This window comes from Alkalihalobacterium alkalinitrilicum (assembly GCF_002019605.1).
GTDB lineage: Bacteria > Bacillota > Bacilli > Bacillales > Bacillaceae_F > Alkalihalobacterium > Alkalihalobacterium alkalinitrilicum.
In genome coordinates this window covers 2282015-2302784 of the sequence record NZ_KV917368.1, presented here as the reverse complement: position 1 = coordinate 2302784, position 20770 = coordinate 2282015, and the positions used below count along the sequence as shown (strand labels likewise).

20 protein-coding genes and 1 riboswitch are annotated in these 20770 nt (G+C 35.7%); of the genes, 14 read left to right on the top strand and 6 right to left on the bottom strand.

The window, feature by feature from the left end; translation table 11 throughout:
• Positions 1–44 precede the first annotated feature (44 nt).
• From BK574_RS10770 to BK574_RS10750, 5 genes are all read left to right on the top strand, one after another.
• On the top strand, positions 45–1049 hold the full coding sequence (locus BK574_RS10770; protein ID WP_158211619.1) for a CobW family GTP-binding protein: 1005 nt from the start codon (positions 45–47) through the stop codon (positions 1047–1049).
• Between the two features lie 60 nt (positions 1050–1109).
• Positions 1110–1337, top strand: a complete 228-nt coding sequence (locus tag BK574_RS10765) for a hypothetical protein (RefSeq protein WP_078428604.1) — start codon at positions 1110–1112, stop codon at positions 1335–1337.
• A 12-nt stretch (positions 1338–1349) separates the two neighbouring features.
• On the top strand, positions 1350–1598 hold the full coding sequence (locus BK574_RS10760; RefSeq protein WP_078428603.1) for a spore coat protein: 249 nt from the start codon (positions 1350–1352) through the stop codon (positions 1596–1598).
• Between the two features lie 314 nt (positions 1599–1912).
• Entirely contained in the window at positions 1913–2911 is a 999-nt protein-coding gene (locus tag BK574_RS10755) for a permease (RefSeq protein WP_078428602.1), read from the top strand.
• Between the two features lie 42 nt (positions 2912–2953).
• A complete protein-coding gene (locus BK574_RS10750; RefSeq protein ID WP_075384902.1) occupies positions 2954–3817 on the top strand; it encodes a TIGR03943 family putative permease subunit in 864 nt (287 codons plus the stop codon).
• A 49-nt stretch (positions 3818–3866) separates the two neighbouring features.
• Here the strand turns inward: BK574_RS10750 and BK574_RS10745 are convergent, their stop codons facing one another.
• Positions 3867–5006: a S1C family serine protease gene (locus tag BK574_RS10745; protein ID WP_078428601.1), complete on the bottom strand. Its 1140-nt coding sequence runs from the start codon at positions 5004–5006 to the stop codon at positions 3867–3869.
• 15 nt (positions 5007–5021) lie between these two features.
• Positions 5022–6233 carry an FxLYD domain-containing protein gene (locus BK574_RS10740; RefSeq protein WP_142247945.1) on the bottom strand — a complete coding sequence of 404 codons (1212 nt, stop codon included), beginning with the start codon at positions 6231–6233 and terminating at the stop codon, positions 5022–5024.
• Between the two features lie 513 nt (positions 6234–6746).
• Here BK574_RS10740 and BK574_RS10735 point away from each other — a divergent pair.
• Both BK574_RS10735 and BK574_RS10730 read left to right on the top strand, forming a co-directional pair.
• Positions 6747–6968, top strand: coding sequence for a YdbC family protein (locus BK574_RS10735; RefSeq protein ID WP_075384899.1), 222 nt, complete (start codon positions 6747–6749; stop codon positions 6966–6968).
• A gap of 271 nt (positions 6969–7239) precedes the next feature.
• Positions 7240–8628, top strand: a complete 1389-nt coding sequence (locus BK574_RS10730; RefSeq protein WP_078428599.1) for an MFS transporter — start codon at positions 7240–7242, stop codon at positions 8626–8628.
• 103 nt (positions 8629–8731) lie between these two features.
• Here the strand turns inward: BK574_RS10730 and BK574_RS10725 are convergent, their stop codons facing one another.
• Together BK574_RS10725 and BK574_RS10720 are read right to left on the bottom strand one after the other, a co-directional pair.
• Positions 8732–10249: a uracil permease gene (locus BK574_RS10725; protein ID WP_078428598.1), complete on the bottom strand. Its 1518-nt coding sequence runs from the start codon at positions 10247–10249 to the stop codon at positions 8732–8734.
• 18 nt (positions 10250–10267) lie between these two features.
• Positions 10268–10855: a xanthine phosphoribosyltransferase gene (locus tag BK574_RS10720; RefSeq protein WP_078428597.1), complete on the bottom strand. Its 588-nt coding sequence runs from the start codon at positions 10853–10855 to the stop codon at positions 10268–10270.
• 148 nt (positions 10856–11003) lie between these two features.
• Positions 11004–11105: riboswitch (purine riboswitch) on the bottom strand.
• A gap of 284 nt (positions 11106–11389) precedes the next feature.
• On the opposite strand from BK574_RS10720, the gene BK574_RS10715 reads away from it, so the two are divergent.
• From BK574_RS10715 to BK574_RS10695, 5 genes are all read left to right on the top strand, one after another.
• A complete protein-coding gene (locus BK574_RS10715; protein WP_078428596.1) occupies positions 11390–11899 on the top strand; it encodes a PTS sugar transporter subunit IIA in 510 nt (169 codons plus the stop codon).
• 174 nt (positions 11900–12073) lie between these two features.
• Complete coding sequence (locus tag BK574_RS10710; RefSeq protein WP_274379461.1) at positions 12074–12382, top strand: CC/Se motif family (seleno)protein; 309 nt, start codon at positions 12074–12076, stop codon at positions 12380–12382.
• Between the two features lie 11 nt (positions 12383–12393).
• Positions 12394–12903 carry a DUF8052 family protein gene (locus BK574_RS10705; RefSeq protein WP_078428594.1) on the top strand — a complete coding sequence of 170 codons (510 nt, stop codon included), beginning with the start codon at positions 12394–12396 and terminating at the stop codon, positions 12901–12903.
• A gap of 16 nt (positions 12904–12919) precedes the next feature.
• Positions 12920–14521: a carbon starvation CstA family protein gene (locus BK574_RS10700; RefSeq protein ID WP_078428593.1), complete on the top strand. Its 1602-nt coding sequence runs from the start codon at positions 12920–12922 to the stop codon at positions 14519–14521.
• Between the two features lie 190 nt (positions 14522–14711).
• The gene (locus BK574_RS10695; RefSeq protein ID WP_078428592.1) at positions 14712–15899 is read left to right on the top strand and encodes an acetyl-CoA C-acetyltransferase; all 1188 of its coding nucleotides are present in this window, start codon (positions 14712–14714) and stop codon (positions 15897–15899) included.
• Positions 15900–16234: 335 nt separating this feature from the next.
• Here BK574_RS10695 and BK574_RS27465 read toward each other — a convergent pair whose 3' ends face one another.
• Positions 16235–16411, bottom strand: a complete 177-nt coding sequence (locus BK574_RS27465; protein ID WP_158211617.1) for a hypothetical protein — start codon at positions 16409–16411, stop codon at positions 16235–16237.
• A gap of 232 nt (positions 16412–16643) precedes the next feature.
• Between BK574_RS27465 and cimA the strand changes: the two genes are divergently transcribed.
• Both cimA and trpB read left to right on the top strand, forming a co-directional pair.
• The gene (gene cimA, locus BK574_RS10690) at positions 16644–18272 is read left to right on the top strand and encodes a citramalate synthase (RefSeq protein WP_078428591.1); all 1629 of its coding nucleotides are present in this window, start codon (positions 16644–16646) and stop codon (positions 18270–18272) included.
• Between the two features lie 100 nt (positions 18273–18372).
• Positions 18373–19545, top strand: coding sequence for a tryptophan synthase subunit beta (trpB, locus tag BK574_RS10685; RefSeq protein WP_078430838.1), 1173 nt, complete (start codon positions 18373–18375; stop codon positions 19543–19545).
• A 269-nt stretch (positions 19546–19814) separates the two neighbouring features.
• Here trpB and BK574_RS10680 read toward each other — a convergent pair whose 3' ends face one another.
• The gene (locus BK574_RS10680) at positions 19815–20753 is read right to left on the bottom strand and encodes a TIGR03943 family putative permease subunit (RefSeq protein ID WP_078428590.1); all 939 of its coding nucleotides are present in this window, start codon (positions 20751–20753) and stop codon (positions 19815–19817) included.
• Positions 20754–20770 lie beyond the last annotated feature (17 nt).

Sequence of the window (20770 nt, the reverse complement as noted above, 5' to 3'; positions counted from 1 at the left end):
AGGAATTGGAACGATCGAAAATCATTCTGAAGGGAAGGATTACGGTGGCGAAAATTCCTGTGTTCATCTTAAGTGGTTTTTTAGGAAGTGGTAAAACGACGCTATTGTTACGGTTATTAGAAGAATGTTCTAGGCGTCAAATCAAACCAGCAGTATTAATGAATGAGTTAGGAAGTACAGATACTGATGGGGCGATTATATCAAATGAGCGTAATGAGCAAATCATTGAGAAATTATTAGATGGATGTATTTGCTGTAACAAGAAGAGTGAAGTTGTTGAGAGTATGGAGAAGTTAGTTTTACAAAAGCCAGATGTAATTTTTATTGAACTCACTGGAGTAGCTAATCCAGAAGAAGTCGTCGATTCTTTTACAGAACCCCAATTTATCGAACGCTTATATTTGGAAAGAGTAATTACGATTTTAGATGCCGAAAATGTGCTGGAGTATAATAGTATATTTGAAGCCGATCGTCACTTAGTGGAAACGGTTAGAAGACAAACAGAAGTGGCCGATTGGCTAGTCATTAATAAAATTGATTTGGCAGATTCAGCTAGGAAAGCTAAAATTAAAAAAATGTTAAAAAAGCAAAATGATGAAGCTGAAATTTATTTTACGTCGTACAGTGCAGTCAATATCGAACCACTATTTGATAAAATAAAAAATCGTTCGTCTAATGATGCAATTAAAGTTAAAGTTAATATTAAAAGAATGAAGCAAGAACAGGATCAAACAAAAGCTCCACATAAGCGTTCATTTTCTCGAATCCAAACATTCTCTTTACCCATTTCGAAACCTGTTCGGGAGAAAGATGTGGAAAAATTTTTCAAAAAATGTAAAGCCAATATTTTAAGGGCAAAAGGATATCTTGCAGTAGATGGAAAAAAGGAAACGTACTTAATGCAACATGTTGTTAAACGAACAAATTGGGAACCTACGAATGATGCTGAGCAACATTATTTAGTCATTATCGGCATCGATATTGACAAAGAAGACCTGACAAAACAATGGAATAAAATAACAAAGTGCCAGGCCACATTAGTAAACTAAGGGTGCCTGGCACCTTTTAATGTTTAAATGCACATAATTCTCACTTTAGTTTAGATAATAATGGGTGTAGTTATTACCGATGCGAAAGGAGAATGTATAGTGCCACTTAATGAATTAGAGCTACAAAATTTGCGTCATTTAATTGGGGGACATGAAACGGTTGCTAAGAAGCTTGATGCTTATGCTGCCAATTGTACTGACCCACAAATCGTACAGATGTTACAAAATGATGCACAGGCCGCTAGAAATTCAAAACAACAACTAATGGCGTTTTTAAATCAGCAATAAGGAGGTTATCCTATGAATGAAAAAGATATGATGAATGATTATTTATCGATGATCAATGGTAGCTTAACAACTTATGCCTCAATTATAGCTCAAACCGATAATCCGCAGCTGCGTCAAACTTTGCAACAAATGAGAAATCAAGATGAAGCTCGTCAGTATGCAGTTTATAATGCCTCTAAGCAAAAAGGATATTATAAGCCAGCAGCACCAGCACAAATGAACGAAATCCAACAAGTAAAAATGGAATTAAATGGTCAATAAAACATCGGAAGGAGAGCTAACACATAGAGTTAGCTCTTTTCTTATTTTACTTAAAGAAGAGAGTTATAGTTTTTTTCTTAAAATAGAAAATGTGTTCCTAATTTGGTTTTAGTACTCGTTATTTCTTTTTTTAGATTTGAATGGAGCAGCTGTAATTATAATGGAGTCTTCTTTTTTGAGTAAAGCATGGCTTAATACTGTTTGAATTTTACGTTATTGTATTTCATCTTTTAAATCGTAATGTTTCTTTTTTATAACATGATTTTACCTTGTCCGCATATAAATCTTAAAAGAGTAATGGAAAGGAGGTTAGAATGCAAAAAAGTACCCACCCCTATATAGTAGAAATCACAGGATTTATATTGTTAGGCATGGTTTCTCTTTTTATTTTTTATAGTCCTACCATCGTTGAACATGGACAAAGTTTACCAAATAGCTTACTCATATTTAATACGATCTTTTTAAGTATTTTAATAGAAGCGATTCCATTTGTATTAATTGGTGTATTTATTGCTGGTCTTATACAAGTGTTTATTACTGAAGAGCATATTCAGCGTTGGCTTCCGAAAAATCGAGCACTTGCTGTCGTAGTCAGTTGTCTAATTGGTGCGCTTTTTCCTGCTTGTGAGTGTGGAATTGTCCCAATCGTTCGTCGGTTAGTCGCAAAAGGAGTCCCAATATTTGCTGGTGTGGGATTTTTATTAACAGGCCCATTAATAAACCCAATTGTCGTTGGGTCGACGTATATGGCTTTTGGTAATGATTTACGAATAGCGCTTTTACGTATGGGATTAGGATTAGTAATCGCTTTGATCATTTGTGCTCTTATTAGTGTTTTATACAAAGGTAACCAGTTTAGAAAAACACAGGCCTCGATGATTGTGAACAATCATCAAAAATTACCAATATACGAAAGGTTAAAAGCAATGTGGCACCATTCGGTAGACGAATTTTTTGAAATGGGAAAATATTTAATGATTGGAGCATTGTTAGCGGCATTTATTCAAACATTTGTTTCGTCACCCTCATTACTAGGTCTTGGGGATGGAATTCTTATGTCTACCGTCATCATGATGGGGTTGGCGTTTTTACTTTCATTGTGTTCCGAAGCAGATGCCTTTATTGCCGCTTCTTTTCGCCACCTATTTTCACAAACGTCACTATTAGGCTTTTTAATTTATGGACCGATGCTAGATTTAAAAAATTCACTCATGTTGTTTGCTGTCTTTCGTTTTCGGTTTGTCATCGTTTTAATGCTATTGATTACATTTACGGTTTTGGGGGTGTTAATGCTCACCCATCCATTATTATAGGTAGTGAGCGAAAGTACTTACATTAAGGGGTCGGATATACTTATGTATTTTTATATTCATCAAGCGATAAGAGCTCTTATTTTACTCAGTTTTGCAGGCTTTTTATTTAAATTACACTATTTTGAAGAAATTTCACACTATATAAATCCAAAATATATTGGATTTAGTCAAGTCGCTTCCATATTGTTCTTGTTTCTCTTTTTTATACAAGTCCCGCGCATTTGGAGTAGTAGGAGAGTAGAAGAGCACGATGAGAACTGTGGTCCTTGGGGCTGTAATCATGAAGATGGTTATACAAACCGTATGACGTTTCGAAATGGAATCATTTATGCTATTATTGGCCTCCCTGTTATTACTGGTGTATTGTTGCCTGCTAAATCATTGGATGCCTCGATTGCGTTAAATAGAGGTGCTCTCATGCAGCAACCTAGCGAGGTAGAAATATACCCTAATCACAATGACCATATCCATTTTCACTCCGACCATGTTCCGGAAGCTATTTGTTTACCGTTAGATACAACGGAAGGAGAGTTACTACAACATGAGAACGACCTAATTGTGATGGAGAAAGCGTCTTTTGCACAGAAATTCTATGCGATTACTAAAAACCCAGAAGTGGTAAGTGGTAGAAATATTGCAGTCGAGGGATTTGTGTTAAAGGAGGAAAAAAAGGATCAGATTTTTATTGGCCGGTTTTTAATCACCCATTGTGTAGCTGATGCCACGGTTATCGGATTTTTAGCAGAAATGGAACAGGAAGTTCACCTTTTCGAGGGGAGTTGGGTGAGTGTGCAAGGGGTCCTAGATGTTCGTTCCAATGGACGCGAATTAGCCCCAATTCCAATCATTCAAATCACACGAATAGAGGTTATTGAAAAGCCGAAAGAACCGTATATTTATCCATAATAAAAGGAGTGCTAATAGACACTCCTTTTTCTGCAAGCTTCCATCGTTGTTATTGTATTTCTTCTCCTGTTCCACTAATCAATTTTAAATGATCATTTTCATAACCAACTTCGTACGTTACTTTATATTTTTGAGTAGTAATCTCTTTATCCTTTTCCCGTTGTTGTTCGGTACTTATAATTGCTATAACTTTTACTTCTTCCTCATTTGTTATGGAATAAATATCCTCAATTCTTACAGATCGAGTATTCAAATAACCTTGCCTAAATTGTTCATAGTTCATATTTAACTGCCAGGAGTGCCCTAAAAGAGAGTAGGCCGTAACATAATCTTGAAGATCAATACTTTCATAAAAATAGTCGACAAGATTTAATGCGAGTTTTTCTGTTGATGAGCTGTCGTGGATTATATTGATTGAATTTTCTAGTGAAGGCAGTGAATTCATTGGCGTTTCGGACCATGTATTGACAAGTGAGATAATATTTAAGATCGGGATACTAAACCCAATTGTACCAACATCTGTTGCAGCTGAATTAATTCCAATTACATCTCCAGTGGAAAGAGAGATTAGTGGACCACCACTATTTCCTTTAGCAATGGGTGCAGAAATTTGATAGGCATTATCATATTGATAATTTTCTAACTCAAAGCTACGGTTAACACCACTAATAATACCAGTCGTTACTGTATTTTGAAAACCGAGTGGACTTCCTAATGCGAGTACTTCATCACCTAGTTCAGCAAAAATTTCTTTTGCAAGTGGTAATGGTTTGATACCTTCTAAATCAGTAACACGTACAAGTGCCACGTCTATATCGGTGCTAATTCCTATGACCGTTCCTATGTGTTCACTTGTGTCTGCAAGCTTAACTTTTACTTCTTGCGCACCGGCAACAACATGGGCGTTTGTAATTACATCACCTTTGTTGTTATAAAAAAAACCAGACCCAGTAGAACCTGTTTTTTCTACTTCAATCATCACAACCGATTTTTGAGTTTCGTGAATGATTTCTTTTAAACTTTTTTCTTGTTTATATTCTTCGGAAGGATCTGATTCTTCTTCGGTAAGTAATGTTGATTCAATTTGGAGTTGTGCAGGTACCCAATCAGATAAAAAGAAAAATGCTGTAATTCCTAGCACCCAAATAAGAAGAGTCGAAAGGATGCTAACTAACCATTTACTGTTCATTTGTTAATCCGTCCTTTATTCAATTTGCCAAGTAATATTGTCAACTTTAACGTTTAAATCTTCAAATACACCATAATAGGAGTGACTGAATCGTCCAATTTCTCCAGGTGATAAATCATATGGATAGACAGAAGTTACGGCGTTCCCAACTTTTTCTTCCGATTTATCAAAAGTAGAATAATGAATGTCGATTGAATAAATAGTTGTTGTCCCATTATTCACGACATCTCCATATAAATAAACATCTCCGTATTCGTCCATCTCAATATGAATAGAAGTAATTTCTACGGCTTCAGTACGATTTCTTAAATCTTCTTTTGCTGCTGCAACCATTGCTTCTTCAAGTCGATTTTTTTCTGCTTTTTCAAAAGCTAGCTTTTCATTATTTACTCTCTCAATAAATGAAAGTAATTTTTCATCATTTATTGCATATTGAAGGCCAATTTCTAAAGCATAAATAGCATTGGAAAACTCATGCTTATGCAAATGTTTTTCTGCTTTTTCATAAGATAGTTGGACAATTTTATTAGTTATTTGTTCCTTTACTTTTGAAGCTTCTTCGTCACTTAATGAAGAGATGCTTGATAGGTTTTGTGCTAATTCTTCAACAGTGTCCAATTCATTTAGTTCCATTTTAATTCCGGCAACTGTTATTGTAATCTCAGCTTTTTCCAATTTGTGCTCGATTGGTTGTAATAAAGAAAGGTAATTGGTTTCGTTTAGATGTTTTTTTAATGTTTCAATTTGATATGAGGCTTTCTCGACAGCATTTCTTTGTATTAACTCTTCAATTTCAACTAATTCCTGTTCATAGAAGAGTGCTTTTTCAATAACATCATTAATTTGTTGTAATGTAACGATGTCTCGTAATTGAAGAGCTTCGTTAATTTGTTGCTCAGCTTTCTGATAATCACCAATTGAAATACTAAATTCGATTTGACTATTTAACGCATGAACCCTTTGGTTTAAAGAAATTTCATAATAAGAATAAAAAAGTAGTCCGATCAAAATGATCAAGGTGCTTAGTAATGGAAAAAGCCAAAGTTTCAACGATTTCCATTTGCTCTGTTGGTTTTTAGGTAGGGTAGTGGATGATTCTGACTGTTGTTCAACAGTCGAATTGATTCCTTCTTTACTGTCTATAAATCCTGTTCCACATTTTTGACAATATCGTTCGTTGTCTAAGCGCTTATTCCCACACGAGTGACAGAACATGTTGTTTTCCAACCTTCCTATATAAAAATACACATAGTGACATTATAGTACAAAATAAAAGGAATTCTAATAGACCAATAGTATCAACAAAAAATTAATAATTCTTTAAAACAATTTACAAGTTACTTAGTATATATTATTAATTGGGAGGTGACAAACTTAAATTATACCAATGTGATGTCCTTAATTCTGAATAAGAAATGTGTATTTTTATCCTGGTTAAGTTCTTAGGGTAAAGACCCACCTCTTAGCGTAGCGTAGGTGGAGTTGAAACTCTATCTGATTCCCCGATGTTCCAGCTTGCAAGAACGAGTTCGCTCCCCTATTTGCAGATGTCCTCATGAGACTAGTCTCCTTCTAATGATTTCTTCTAAAAGTATGCTTCTAACCTCTTTTAATATCAAATGACAATTACAAATGAATTGAGTTAAAGTAAAGTAGTATTGATTAGTAGAAAGTGGTATGACTAAAGAACCTGACTGACATACTAGAAAAATGAAAAATAATAATACTGGAGGAATTTTTATGGCAGAAATTAAATTTGAAATTGAAGAAACTCTGGGCATTTTATCTGAAAATGCAAAAGGGTGGAAGAAAGAACTGAATTTAGTCAGTTGGAATGGACGTGAAGCGAAGTTTGATCTACGTGACTGGGCCCCTAACCATGAGAAGATGGGAAAAGGCTTAACTTTATCAAAGGAAGAAATCATAGAATTGAAAACAATACTCAATCAGCTTGAAATGTAAAATAAAATAAAAGCTGCGAGTGGTATTCGCAGCTTTTATTTTTGCATACCTTAAAGGATAGATTTAATTCATTAAAATTAACAGAAACATAATAGAGTCTTGTGCTTAATACATATAAAAAAATTTTTACCCTAATATAAGTATTAAAATAAGGTGTATGATACAAAAGGTATCGTACACCACTTTTATTATTTTATTGAGTTATGTTTAGTTTTCTGATAATAATATATATTAAGACAATTAAAGGGGCGTTTGTGAAAAGAGGTGTGAAATGGAGCTCGTTCAAAATAAATCAACTTTAAATTTGAAAAGTGAGAAGTTCATTTATGTAGGATTATTTATAAACATCCTAATTGTTGTCATGAATACAACGATGTTTAATGTAGCCATACCTGAAATCATTTTTCATTTTTCTTTAACTCCAACAACGGCGTCTTGGATCGTAACAAGTTATTCGGTTGTATTTGCTGTCGGAACGGTTTTGTATAGTAAACTTTCACAAATGAAATCAATATCCTCACTTCTCACAGTAGGCCTCATCTTGTTTGGGATAGGTTCTATTGTGGGTATATTATCAGCAAATTATGCAGTATTATTGTTTGCAAGAGTGATCCAAGCTTCTGGTGCTTGTTGTGTTTCAGCTTTAGGGATTGTCATTATTTCACGGTATATTCCCATTCAACGACGAGGTAGGGGCATGGGCGTAGTATCTGCGGCTTCGACATTAGGTTTTGGCTTAGGTCCACTCGTAGGAGGATTTATTACACAATATTTAGGTTGGTCTTTTTTGTTTGTTATTAGTTTAATAGGGGTGTTGACTGTTCCCCTTTATTTATATTATCTACCGAAAGACCCATCAGAAACAAAGTCCATTGATTTTTTAGGTATCCTTTATTTATTAATAGGGGTTGTATCATTACTCATTTTTGTAACGACAAGTTATTCAATTGTACTTCTTGGTATATTATGTTTTTTCTTATTTTGGTTACATATAAAAAGGGTTAAAAATCCAATCATTCCACCAAATTTATTATCAAATAAAGTGTACATTTTTATTATTCTTATCGGATTTTGCATTTTCTTTACTAATTTTTCTCTTTTGTTTTTAAGTCCATTACTTTTAGCAAAAGTTTTTAATAGCTCAAGTGCTATGATAGGGCTGATTATTTTCCCTGGTGCAATGTTATCTGCTATCCTTTCCATTTTTATTGGAAGGTGGATGGATCGAGTTGGCTCAATGGTTATTATCGGGTTCGGAATTAGTTGTATACTTGTTGCAACAAGTTTATTTACCTTATTTAGTCATATTACTTCTATAACCGTAATCTTTTTTTATCTTGTTTCGAGTATTGGTTTTTCTTCTATTACTATGAGCTTACCAAACTATTTATCAAATTACTTAAGTAGTGAAGAATTTGCCTCGAGTATAGGAATTTTGCAACTCTGTCAATTCATAGGTGGAGCGTTTGGTGTTTCTGTTTCTGGAAAGCTATTAGAATCGGAGTTCTTTACTAGTATGTATATCCCGTTTTGGAATCATGGCATTCAAGCATTTGGTATTAGCTATTTCTTTTTAGTTATTATTTCATGTTTAGCATTAATTAGCTTTTATTTTTTAAAAAAATCTGTAGTAATAAACAAGAACAATGGTAAAGAATAGATGAGGAATATGTTATACCGCAAGATAGCGAAAGGTAATGTTTTCTTACATTTAATATATAAAGAAGAGATAGGAGTTGTCCTATCTCTTCTTTATAATTCTATTAAGCTGCTCGTTTTTCACTTTCAGTTTTAGTTTCAATCGTTGATTTCGAAGCTTTAAAATGACAGTAAACAAAGAATAAAGCAATCGCGATATAACCAAATGTAAAGTCTGGAGCGGCATTAATGGTTAACGATGGTGCATGGATTAATCCTACAAATGAGAATAATGCCGCAACGAGAGCAAAAATCGTTGCTTTAATATAGTGACGGTCAATAATAAATACAGTAATCGCACCTAAAATAATTCCAGTGAACATCGCACCTTGTCCTAGTGGTACAATCCCTTGAGAAAGGTTAGCAACCACTTCACCAGCTGCGTTGTTAAAACGAGTCATAATGTAGTTTGCAAGATAAGGTAACATGGCAACGGCAACTGCTGGATAATATTTTGAAGCATTTGTTTGATAAGCTGTTGCTACCATGGACATACCGACAAATACGAGAATAGGAGCAATTGCTGATACTGGAATAATAGCAGAAATCGCAGCGATTAACCCGAATAATGCAGCAAAGAAGAACACGACAGCATTTAAAATACTATAACCACGGCCAGCACCCATCCACTTCGAACCTACTGTCGCGATATAAACGGTCGTTGGAAACGGCCCACCAAAGATGGCTCCAATCATTGTACCAGCACCATCGACAGCTTGACATTCACGGATATCATAACTGTCACCAGCAGCAGCCATGGCATCGACATTGTTCATTGTTTCAATTGCATTATAAATGGTAATCGGTAAAATAACGGCAAGAAGTCCAATAAAAGTTGTGAATAATAATCCGATACCTTCAAACGGTGCTAATGTTGGTAAAATAGGATAAACTCCGATATTAGATAACCCTTCACTAATTTTACTTGTGTCAGAATAACCGATTGTAAAAGCTAAAACCGTTCCGATGATAATTGCAAATAGTGATGAAGGAATATTAAAAGGCATCGCTAGTTTTCCAATAATCCCTACAAGAATAATAGCTAAAACAACAAGACCTACAACTGGCATTTCAAACGTTCTAAATAACATTTCACCTGCAATAAATGTTAAGGCAACACCAGCAAGTGCACCTAGCATAGCTGGGCGTGGAATATGATTACGAATCCAATTTCCTGAAAAACTTAGTAATACTTCAAGTAATCCACTAAGAAATGCAGCTGCTAACGCAATTTTCCAAGCTAGTTCTGGATTACCTGTAATGGCATTGGCTGGAAGCATGATACCGAATAAGAATACGGCCATAACAGGTGTACTAATTCCATAAGACAATGCAGTAACGTCGGTCCGTCCTTCTTTTTGGGCTAAACGATTTGCAGAAAAAGCATAGTATAAGTTACCGACAATGACAGCTACAGCAGCACCTGGAATGATTTTTCCAAAGACGATACTAGCTGGAAAACCAGCCGCAAGTAAAGTAATTGTAATTAGTACAAAGTTTGCTAAATTGTTTTGAAACAGTGAAAAAAAAGCATCTGTATCTTCTTTTTTATACCAAGGATAGTTGACTGATTTAGTAGACATAAATTTCTCTCCCCTGACTTAAACTAGCACCGTTTCATCGACAAAACGGACTTGATTGTTTTTTAATGAATGAATTCTTGCTAATGATTCTACGTTGTATCCTGCATCTAAAAGAACTTGGCGTCCTGGTTGAAATGATTTTTCAATAACGATCCCAATTCCAGAGACTTTAGCTCCAGCTTGCTCAACGATTTTTGCAAGTCCAAGTGCTGCTTGTCCGTTTGCAAGGAAGTCATCAATAATTAGTACTTGATCACTTTCATTAATAAAATCTTTTGAAACGGTAATTGTGTTCGTTTCTTGTTTAGTGAAGGAGTAAACATCCGCTGTATACACGTGATCGCTCATTGTTAATGACTTTTTCTTTCTAGCAAATACGAGTTCTACTCCAAGCTCTAAAGCCGTTGTGAATGCTGGGGCGATGCCCGAAGATTCAATCGTTAATACTTTTGTAAAAGATGTTTGATCAAACCTACTTACAAATTCTTTCCCCATTTCTAAAGATAGTACAGGGTTGATTTGATGGTTGAGAAATGAATCCACTTTTAATACCCCTTCAGATAAAACAATTCCTTTACTTAAAATTTCATCTTTAAGCATTTTCATTTTAGAAAATCCTCCTTTAACATGGCTAATTACAAATACAAAAACCCGAATGTCAGTTCACTGTAAAACGAGTGAATTCTGACATTCGGGTTAAATCCGAACTAAAAGCGTATCTATTAAAAAGTAACAACTATTTGTAGTTACGCTTCGATGTCATATGTTCACTCGTAGTCGAATCGTTAACGGCAATTCGGTAGAAACTTTTGGGCCATATCCCCACAATTATACGAGTTATTTTATTATTTCATCAGTTGATGAAGTGATTATAGCATATTCATTTTTGGAATGTAAGATTATTTATCATATTTAACGAACTTTTTTTTGATTTAAAGAAAAATCATTCGGATTTAAGTTAATTTTGTGAGATTTATGAAACTTTTGTTAGGTAATTATGAATTTTTTGTCTATGCATAATAGTTTGATTTTCATAAATTAGGGGACATTACATATGAAAGGAATTAAACCTTTGACAAACACTGCTTAAAGTATTAGGCTAAATATTAAAAATTGTATATACAAGTTGAGGTGGTAACGTTGTTAAAAAAATTATTTGGTATTGGAAAAAAAGAGTTACTAAGCGAAGAAGTGCTATATTCTCCTATGAATGGTACATACGTAAAAATGGAAAACGTTCCAGATCCAACATTTGCTCAAAAAATGATTGGAGATGGATTTGCTGTTGAACCGACTGATGGAATTGTGGTTTCACCTATTAAAGGGGAAGTTATTCAAGTTTTTCCTACTAAACATGCGATTGGAATTCGTTCGGTTGGTGGAGCAGAAGTACTTATCCATATTGGCATTGAAACGGTGAACATGAAGGGTGAAGGATTTGAAGTCTTTGTTAAAGAAGGGGATAAAGTAGAAAAGGGAGCGAAGTTAGTAGAGGTTTCGATCGACTTAGTTAAAGAAAAAGCGGTGAGTACGATTACACCTGTTGTAATCACGAATTTTGATCAGGTCAAGTCGATCAACGTAGAACCAGCAGGACAGGTTGTAGCAGGCGAAACACAAGTAGCCATTTTTTCTATGAAAACTGAATAATGCCTTAGAAGGTTAATTCCAATAGATCTAGACATTGAGTAAAAAATGCAGAAATAAAGCGCGCTTTTGTCTAGTCTATAGGAGTTAACTTTTTTGTTTGGGTAAAATATTATTCAGAAAACTTTAATATTTGTTACTTGTTCATAATATGTATAGGAATAAAAAGGAGGGGTAATTGTTGGGAATACAAACTTAAAATTTTGTTTTAGTGAAAAAGCATTAGAATGGGTGAGAAGAAAAGGGAATGTGTTAACTGTTTGGTTGTTTGAAAGCGCCATCAGTTGCTGTGTAGGAAATACTCAGGAATTGCAAGTTTATTTAAAAGAACCATCGAATCAAGCGCGCTATGTAAAACATGACTATGAAGGAATTAAAGTCTTTGTAGAAAAGGGCTTAACTTTAAAAAATAATCAAATCGATTTTCGTTTCTCCAATATCCCTTTTTTAAAAGGGATTACAGCTACAGGTTTAAGGCGGTTTTAGGAGGGAAGTAATTGAGTGTAATTATCTCAAAAAGTTATTTAGATCGTTTAATAGGAAAGTATAGTCGTCATTTTAATGTATTTACAAGTAAAGAACTCGGTTCAATTCCACTTTCTTTTTATGCAGAATACAAAAGACGTGATGAAAAGTATTTTATGACAAAGTCCATTCCTATTTGGGGCGTCGATAATCAGCAGTACGTATTTGTATGGGAAAAAGAAACGAAAGTAACGAAAGGAGATGTCCAAACGTTTGCAACAGAGTTGTTAAGAAATAGCGCTTCATATGTTCCTTCTCATAGTGAACATATGTCTTCCATTCTTCTAGGTGTTATTTTAACGAACAAGCCTCTAGAAAAAGATGTAATTAAGGAGGTGAAGAAATTAAGAAAACTTAAATTCTTAAAGTTTGGTATGAACGGTTGGATTGAATGTTATGTAGGGCTAGTCCATGTTGATGACAATGAAGTTTATGTAAATAAAAAAGGGAGAGAGTATATGCAGCATTTTAAAGTCCACTAAAGGGGGAACTTAAGAGATGAATTTACTCACTTTGTTATTAATTTCTGGTATTATTCTACTTATTGCTTATTTTACGTATGGTAGATTTCTAGAAAGACAAATGAAGGTCGATCCGAATCGAAAAACACCAGCGAATGAACTGTATGATGGAGTAGATTATGTGCCAGCTAAAAAACCAGTTCTGTTAGGACACCATTTTGCAACGATTGCAGGTGGAGGTCCGATAGTTGGACCAATTACTGCGGCTTTTTTTGGTTGGTTACCTGCCGTTCTTTGGATCCTCATCGGTAGTATTTTTATTGGTGGGGTCCATGACTATACATCTTTACAAGCTTCTGTACGTCACAAAGCGAAATCGATTGGAGAAATTATTCGCGAATATATTGGGAAGCGTGGCCAAGTTTTATTCCTTATTTTTTCGATCGCAACTTTAATTTTAATTGTCGGTGTTTTTATTATTCTAGTTGCCAATACGTTTGTTGCCGTGCCAGAGGCAGCAACTGCATCCGTATTATTTATTGGAGTGGCACTAGTATTTGGTTTTATTATCAACCAAATTCGGTTGAGCTTACCTGCAGCAAGTATTCTTGGTGTCATTGCTATGCTTGCTAGTGTATGGGTCGGAATTTCATTTCCGTTAGAATTAAGTGCTGTCACTTGGTCAATTATTCTTCTTATTTATGCTTACATTGCATCAACTTTACCTGTATGGGTGTTATTACAACCTCGCGATTATTTAAATGCTTTTTTATTATATGGGATGATTGCAGGGGCAACTCTTGGAATTATTATTGCCGCACCGACCATTCAATTACCTGCTTATACTGGATTTAATCATGAAACACTAGGCTTTTTATTCCCAATATTATTTATAACGATCGCATGTGGTGCCATCTCAGGTTTCCACTCACTCGTTTCATCAGGAACGACAGCAAAACAGCTGGACAATGAGAGGAATGGAAAGTTTATCGCTTACGGGTCTATGCTATTGGAAGCATTTCTAGCTATCATTGCAATTGGAGCTGTCGCCTATTTAACTCAAGCCGATTTCGCTGCTAGAATGACAGAGTTAGGGGGTCCTATCGGTACTTTCTCAGCGGGAATTGGCTATTTTATGTCCCACTGGGGTATCGATTTAACAATTGCGACAACATTTACGGCGCTCACGGCTTCAGCCTTTTTATTGACGACATTGGATTCGGCTACACGTTTAATGCGTTATGCAATTCAAGAATTGGGAGAGGAACATATACCAGCCGTTAAAAATAACCATGTTGCAACGATTGCTGGTCTAATTGGGGCTGGTGCTCTAGCGCTATCAGGAACTTGGGAAAGAGTTTGGCCATTATTCGGCTCAGCGAACCAAATGTTAGGTGCTTTGGCTTTACTAGCCGTTTCTGTTTGGCTAATTAAAATAGGAGCAAAAGCATACTATGTCGTGATCCCGATGTTCTTTATGTTTGTCGTAACGGTGTCCGCACTCGGTGTTCTCATGTATAATAACTTCATATTAAAAAACTGGTTATTATTTGGATCGGGGTTAGTATTATTTGTTTTATGTATTTTCCTCGGTATTGAAGGTTGGAGGTCCATTGGGAAACGAACGAAAGTATCATAATTAAGAATAAAGGTCAGGCTCCTTTTTACAAAAGGAGCCTGAATATTGAGATAATACTATACATATGTTTCTACTTTTGTGTATACTATAAAGGGAACATACTGAGCGAACGCTCAATTGGGTAATACTTATTTGTACGATTCGAATATATTTTTTATAGGTTAAAAGATTTGAAGGGAGAGATATCATAATGAGTAATCAAGAGGTTGTCATTGTAAGCGCTGTCAGGACAGCGGTTGGAAGTTTTGGTGGAAGTTTAAAAGGAGTGAAAGCAACAACGTTAGGTGCAACGGTCATCAAGTCTGCGTTAGAAAAAGCAGGAGTTGCTGGCGATCAAGTTGATGAGGTCATTATGGGGAATGTTCTTCAAGCAGGTTTAGGGCAAAATCCAGCACGCCAAGCGGCAATTGAAGCTGGATTACCTCAATATACGCCTGCTATGACAATTAATAAGGTTTGCGGTTCAGGTTTAAAAGCGGTTCATTTAGCAACACAGGCTATTCTTTCAGGTGATGCTGATGTTGTCGTTGCTGGTGGTATGGAAAATATGAGTCAATCACCGTATGTAGCTATGGGAGCAAGAGATGGGTTCCGTATGGGTGATCAAAAGTTAATTGATACTATGGTATTCGATGGATTAACTTGTGCATTTAATGATTATCATATGGGTGTAACAGCTGAAAACTTATGTGATCAGTATGAACTGACTCGTGAGGAGCAAGATGAATTTGCTGCTTGGAGTCAAGAAAAAGCGGCAAAGGCGATTGCGGAAGGAAAATTTAAAGATGAAATCGTCTCAGTTGAAATTCCACAACGTAAAGGAGATCCAATCGTCTTTGATACAGATGAATACGTGAAGGCTGGAACGACAGCTGAGAAACTAGGAAAGTTACGGCCTGCATTTAAAAAGGATGGTAGTGTTACAGCTGGAAATGCATCAGGATTAAATGACGGTGCAGCTGCGGTTGTCGTGATGAGTCGTAAAAAAGCGGATGAACTAGGTGTAACGCCTCTTGCTGTTATTCGTGGAAATGCAAGTGCTGCAGTTGACCCTAGAATTATGGGAATTGGCCCAGTACCTGCTACGAAAAAAGCATTAGAAAAAGCAGGGCTTTCATTATCAGATTTGAATTTAATTGAGGCAAACGAAGCTTTTGCTGCTCAAGCTTTAGCGGTAGGACGCGATTTAGAGTTTCCAAAAGAAATTCTTAACGTTAATGGGGGAGCGATTGCAATTGGACATCCAATTGGTGCAAGTGGAGCTCGTATACTTGTATCCCTACTACACGAATTAAAGCGTCGTGATGGTCAATACGGACTAGCTACTTTATGTATTGGTGGCGGTCAAGGTGTAGCAACAATCGTAGAAAAAGCGTAATCGAATTAACAGTAGTTGACTACTGTTTATACGTACGGTTGAGAAGAAGTAAATTGAAAATTAACATATCAATTGATGGCTAATTTTGGATTGAAGAAGCTATATTAATCAAAAGTCGCATTGGATCTTACAAGCCAATGCGACTTTTTGATACAAGAAATAGCTAGAGGATTTCTATATCGTCTTCATATTTTTTTTAAAGGTTGTTGATATACTCGTTAATCTCATGCTTAGCCATTTCTATTTCATCAACTTCGTAAATGGATAAATCCAGCACTTCGTTAATGAGTTTAATAATATAGGCATTACGTTCCATTCGTTTTTTAAAATAAATTTCATAGTACTCCTTTATAGTAATCCCTAAATATTTTTCTTGGATAAAAAAACTCCTCGTTTCCAGTTTCCCCAAATGGAAATAGCAACTCGAAACTTTCAATTTTATTCGTTACATCTAAATCTAATTTCTTTGCTTCTAGTACCAGAATTTCTTCTTTAGCGAAATATTTAACCATTTTAGGTAAATCGTAACCTTCTATAAAATATAATGAGCGAATATCTTTTAAAGTGAATTCTTAATCTTTAATAATGGCCACTTAAGAATAAGGAAGATTACTGAAAATTTAGAACGTTGCATAGTCAATTTGTTATTCATATGATATACTTTAATGCAATATTTAGATAAATATTAAAATTAAAATAACACAGTTTTTAGTAGAGAGTATGCTAGGAGAGAGGGAGAACAAAATGACTAGCCAAAAAGTGTTTTTATATGACACAACCCTTCGCGATGGAACTCAAGGTGAGGGGGTAAGTTTATCTGTCGAGGATAAGCTGAAAATTGCTAAAAAGCTTGATGAATTGGGAATACACTACATAGAAGGTGGCTGGCCTGGTAGTAACCCAAAGGATATGAACTTTTTTGGAAAAGTGAAAGATCTTAAATTAAAGAACGCAACAGTCACAGCGTTTGGAAGTACTCGACGAATGGGAGTTACCCCTGATAAAGATCAAAATTTACAACGAATTTTAGAGAGTGGTGTAAAATCTGTTGCAATTTTTGGAAAAACATGGGATTTTCAAGTGACGCATGCTTTGCAAACAACATTAGATGAAAATTTAAGTATGATTTATGATTCGGTAAAATACTTAAAGGAAAACGGATTAGAAGTCATATTTGACGCTGAACATTTTTTTGATGGCTATAAGAGAAATGCGGAATATGCCATCAAAGCGATAAAAAAAGCAGAAGAAGCTGGTGCTGATTGTGTTACCCTCTGTGATACGAATGGAGGGTCATTACCAGATGAAGTGAAATCAATAGTACAGCACGTCGTACAAGAGCTTTCTATTCAAGTTGGCATCCATTGTCATAACGATGGAGAATTAGCTGTAGCAAATACACTTGTAGCGGTTCAATCTGGTGCCACCCAAGTACAAGGAACAATTAACGGATATGGTGAACGATGTGGCAATGTTAACCTTATTTCATTAATTCCTAACTTGCAGCTTAAGATGGGATATGAATGTATTGAAAGTCAGGAACTGACCAATTTAACATCTGTATCTAAGTATGTTCATGAAATTGCCAATCAAGTACCACCTAGCAATCAACCTTTTGTAGGGAAAAGTGCTTTTGCCCACAAAGGAGGTATGCATGTTAGTGCTGTATTAAAACATCCTGAAACTTACGAACATATCGAGCCTGAAGCGATTGGAAATAAACGAAGAGTACTAGTTTCGGAACTATCAGGACAAAGTAATGTTTTATTTAAAGCGAAAGAGTGGAATTTAGATTTAGATAAGAATAATCCAGCAACTAAGGAAATCATTGAACAAATCAAAGAATTGGAACTAAATGGATATCAGTATGAAGCAGCTGAAGCATCCTTTGAACTCGTTGTTAAAAAAGGATTGGGTGAGCATCGGGAGTTTTTTAAATTAGATCACTTTAAAATTTTGATTGAAAATGATGGTAATCAATCGTTTACGACAGAAGCAGTGGTTAAGCTAGTTGTTAACGATCAGGAAGTGCTGACAGCTGCAGAAGGTAATGGACCTGTTAATGCACTAGACCACGCATTAAGGAAAGCGCTTGAACAATTTTATCCTTGTATTAATCAGATGTATCTATCGGATTACAAAGTACGTGTGCTAGATGAAACGGATGCAACAGCATCAAGAGTACGTGTTCTAATTGAGTCTTCTGATGGGAAGGAAAAGTGGAGCACTATCGGTGTTTCAGGAAACATTATTAAGGCGAGCTGGTATGCTTTAATTGATAGTGTTCAGTATTATTTACTAAAACAAGATGATCAACTTGAAGTAGTCCAACAACCGAAAACGGAGTCGACTATCGGTGTTAGCAATCATTAAATAATGATTGCTACAAAAATATAAACCTGTTAAAATATAAATTATCATAATATTATAATATTTGTTAATTTAAGGAGAGTTTAGCATGAGTAAAGTAGAGATGAGTACAGTAGAGAAGAATGAAAAAGGATATTTTGGTGAGTTTGGTGGAAGTTTTGTGCCACCACAGTTGAACGCAGTGCTAGACCGTTTAGATGAAAATTTCCAGAAGTACAAAGATGATCCAAAATTTGTTGAGGAATATTTGTATTATTTAAAAGAATATGTAGGACGTGAAAATCCATTAACATATGCTGAACGGTTAACAAAAAATTGCGGTGGAGCAAAAATCTATTTAAAACGTGAAGATTTAAACCATACAGGTGCCCATAAAATTAACAATGTAATTGGACAAATTTTGCTTGCGAAAAACATGGGGGCTCATCGTGTTATAGCAGAAACAGGGGCAGGACAGCATGGGGTAGCAACAGCAACGGCATGTGCTATGCTTGGAATGGAATGTATCATTTACATGGGTGCAGAAGACACGCGTCGTCAGGAATTAAATGTTTTCCGTATGGAGTTATTAGGAGCAACAGTCGTCCCAGTTCATAAAGGTCAGGGCCGTTTGAAAGATGCGGTAGATGAAGCGTTAAATGATCTAATAGAAAACTACGAAAATACATTTTATCTTTTAGGTTCAGCGGTTGGGCCACACCCATTCCCAACGATGGTACACCACTTTCAGTCAATCATTAGTAAAGAGTCAAAGCGACAAATTCTCGAAAAAGAAGGGAAACTACCCAGTGTTGTCGTTGCATGTATAGGCGGTGGAAGTAATGCGATTGGCGCATTTTCCGAATATATACCAGAAGAAGGTGTTCGTCTAGTAGGTGTTGAGCCTGAAGAAGCTGCGACCTTAACAAAAGGGACACCGGGTGTTATTCATGGCTTTAAGTGCCTCTGTTTACAAGACGAGGAAGGTAATCCATTGCCGACACATTCAATTTCTGCAGGATTAGATTATCCAGGTATCGGGCCAGAGCATAGTTATTTAAAAGTAACAGAGCGAGCTGAGTATTATGCAGTTTCGAAAAAGGAAGTATTGGATGCATTCCAAACATTAGCGAAAACAGAAGGAATTATTCCAGCGCTTGAGAGTGCGCACGCGGTTGCCTATGCGTTAAAGGAAGCAAGTAAGTTAAAGAGTGAGGACATTATCATTGTTAACATCTCAGGCCGTGGAGATAAAGATGTAAATGAAGTGAAGCGTTTATTACAAGAAGGCTATTAAATAATAAGAGGCTGTCTCAAAAATTCGCATATAGCGACTGGTTTGAGACAGCTTTTCTTTATTGGAACGAACATTATTTACGGTCTCTAGGAGCGACTGATTTGTAACAGTTTTTGTGTGTTCAAACCGTAATGTGAAAATATAATCGGGTATAGTCGTCATATCTGATTTATGTGTTCAGTAATTGCAATTAATCATGTTAACGAACGAAAAGTGCCAAGTATCATTACAAAATGAACTAGGCACTTATGAGTTAGTCTCATTTAAAATTATCTAAAGCTTGGAAATACGTAGGGTTGATCAGGTTCGTCGATGACTGTAATCTCTCTTAAGTGAATGAGTGGTATAGGATATCCATTGTATTCTGTCCTGTCGAGAGTTCCTGAAACATGTACCCATGTGTCATTTTCATATTCTTGAGCTAAGTTCGTTTCAATTAATGTTCCATAAACTGCAGCATCGGCAACGCAACAAGTCATCGCAAACCTAGCAACAACCATTTGGTTATCTTCAAACTCAGGCTCACGGTATACAAAGCCCGTAATAACAATTTCTTTTCCTATAAATTGATCCATGTGTATGTCTAAGACCGTCATTATATCTAAATAGTTTTCATCCGTAACGATAATTCTTTCTTGCTCTTCTATCTCTTCGGCCAATTCTAAATAATATTGATTAAAGCCTTCTTCAGTGTAAAAGTCTTCAACGGAATAATGCTCTTCTTCTTCTCCTAAACTAGCAAAATATTCATCAGGATTATCAAGGAATGCCTCAGCCCTTGAGGTGCTACTCACTGGTTCTGTAGCTTCAGTCGGCTTTGTTAAAATTCCACTACCATATTGTACACCACGATTTGCAGCAACGGAACTATCTAGAGCTTTATCTGGCAGAACAAAGCCCATCACAATTGGAGCAACAAAGATAGAGTAGATGGCAAGTTTTATTAAAGGTGAGCCCGTCATTGAATGGTCTTCCCCGCAATCACAATCGATATCTTGATCGTTTTTCCTCGTACTTCGAATGATTTGGATAACACCTAGAATAATAAATACAACTAAAGCAAAGTACATAAATGGCATCATTTTAGGTGCAATATAGTAGCGAATGTTGCCAGAAACGATAAACGCGAGTAATAATAGTGAAAATCCAAGAAGGATAATCCCCCGAATATAACTATGGAAGCTAACGTCAGTATTCTCTTTATTCATGTTCACCCTCCTCGTAT

Excerpts from the sequence above, each read along its gene's own strand:
- BK574_RS27465 (WP_158211617.1), bottom strand. The coding sequence starts at position 16,411 with ATGGTTAAATATTTCGCTAAAGAAGAAATTCTGGTACTAGAAGCAAAG.
- BK574_RS10695 (WP_078428592.1), top strand. The coding sequence starts at position 14,712 with ATGAGTAATCAAGAGGTTGTCATTGTAAGCGCTGTCAGGACAGCGGTT.
- BK574_RS10745 (WP_078428601.1), bottom strand. The coding sequence starts at position 5,006 with ATGAACAGTAAATGGTTAGTTAGCATCCTTTCGACTCTTCTTATTTGG.
- BK574_RS10725 (WP_078428598.1), bottom strand. The coding sequence starts at position 10,249 with ATGTCTACTAAATCAGTCAACTATCCTTGGTATAAAAAAGAAGATACA.
- BK574_RS10680 (WP_078428590.1), bottom strand. The coding sequence starts at position 20,753 with ATGAATAAAGAGAATACTGACGTTAGCTTCCATAGTTATATTCGGGGG.
- BK574_RS10730 (WP_078428599.1), top strand. The coding sequence starts at position 7,240 with ATGGAGCTCGTTCAAAATAAATCAACTTTAAATTTGAAAAGTGAGAAG.
- BK574_RS10700 (WP_078428593.1), top strand. The coding sequence starts at position 12,920 with ATGAATTTACTCACTTTGTTATTAATTTCTGGTATTATTCTACTTATT.
- trpB (WP_078430838.1), top strand. The coding sequence starts at position 18,373 with ATGAGTACAGTAGAGAAGAATGAAAAAGGATATTTTGGTGAGTTTGGT.
- BK574_RS10735 (WP_075384899.1), top strand. The coding sequence starts at position 6,747 with ATGGCAGAAATTAAATTTGAAATTGAAGAAACTCTGGGCATTTTATCT.
- BK574_RS10760 (WP_078428603.1), top strand. The coding sequence starts at position 1,350 with ATGAATGAAAAAGATATGATGAATGATTATTTATCGATGATCAATGGT.
- BK574_RS10755 (WP_078428602.1), top strand. The coding sequence starts at position 1,913 with ATGCAAAAAAGTACCCACCCCTATATAGTAGAAATCACAGGATTTATA.
- cimA (WP_078428591.1), top strand. The coding sequence starts at position 16,644 with ATGACTAGCCAAAAAGTGTTTTTATATGACACAACCCTTCGCGATGGA.
- BK574_RS10720 (WP_078428597.1), bottom strand. The coding sequence starts at position 10,855 with ATGAAAATGCTTAAAGATGAAATTTTAAGTAAAGGAATTGTTTTATCT.
- BK574_RS10765 (WP_078428604.1), top strand. The coding sequence starts at position 1,110 with ATGGGTGTAGTTATTACCGATGCGAAAGGAGAATGTATAGTGCCACTT.
- BK574_RS10750 (WP_075384902.1), top strand. The coding sequence starts at position 2,954 with ATGTATTTTTATATTCATCAAGCGATAAGAGCTCTTATTTTACTCAGT.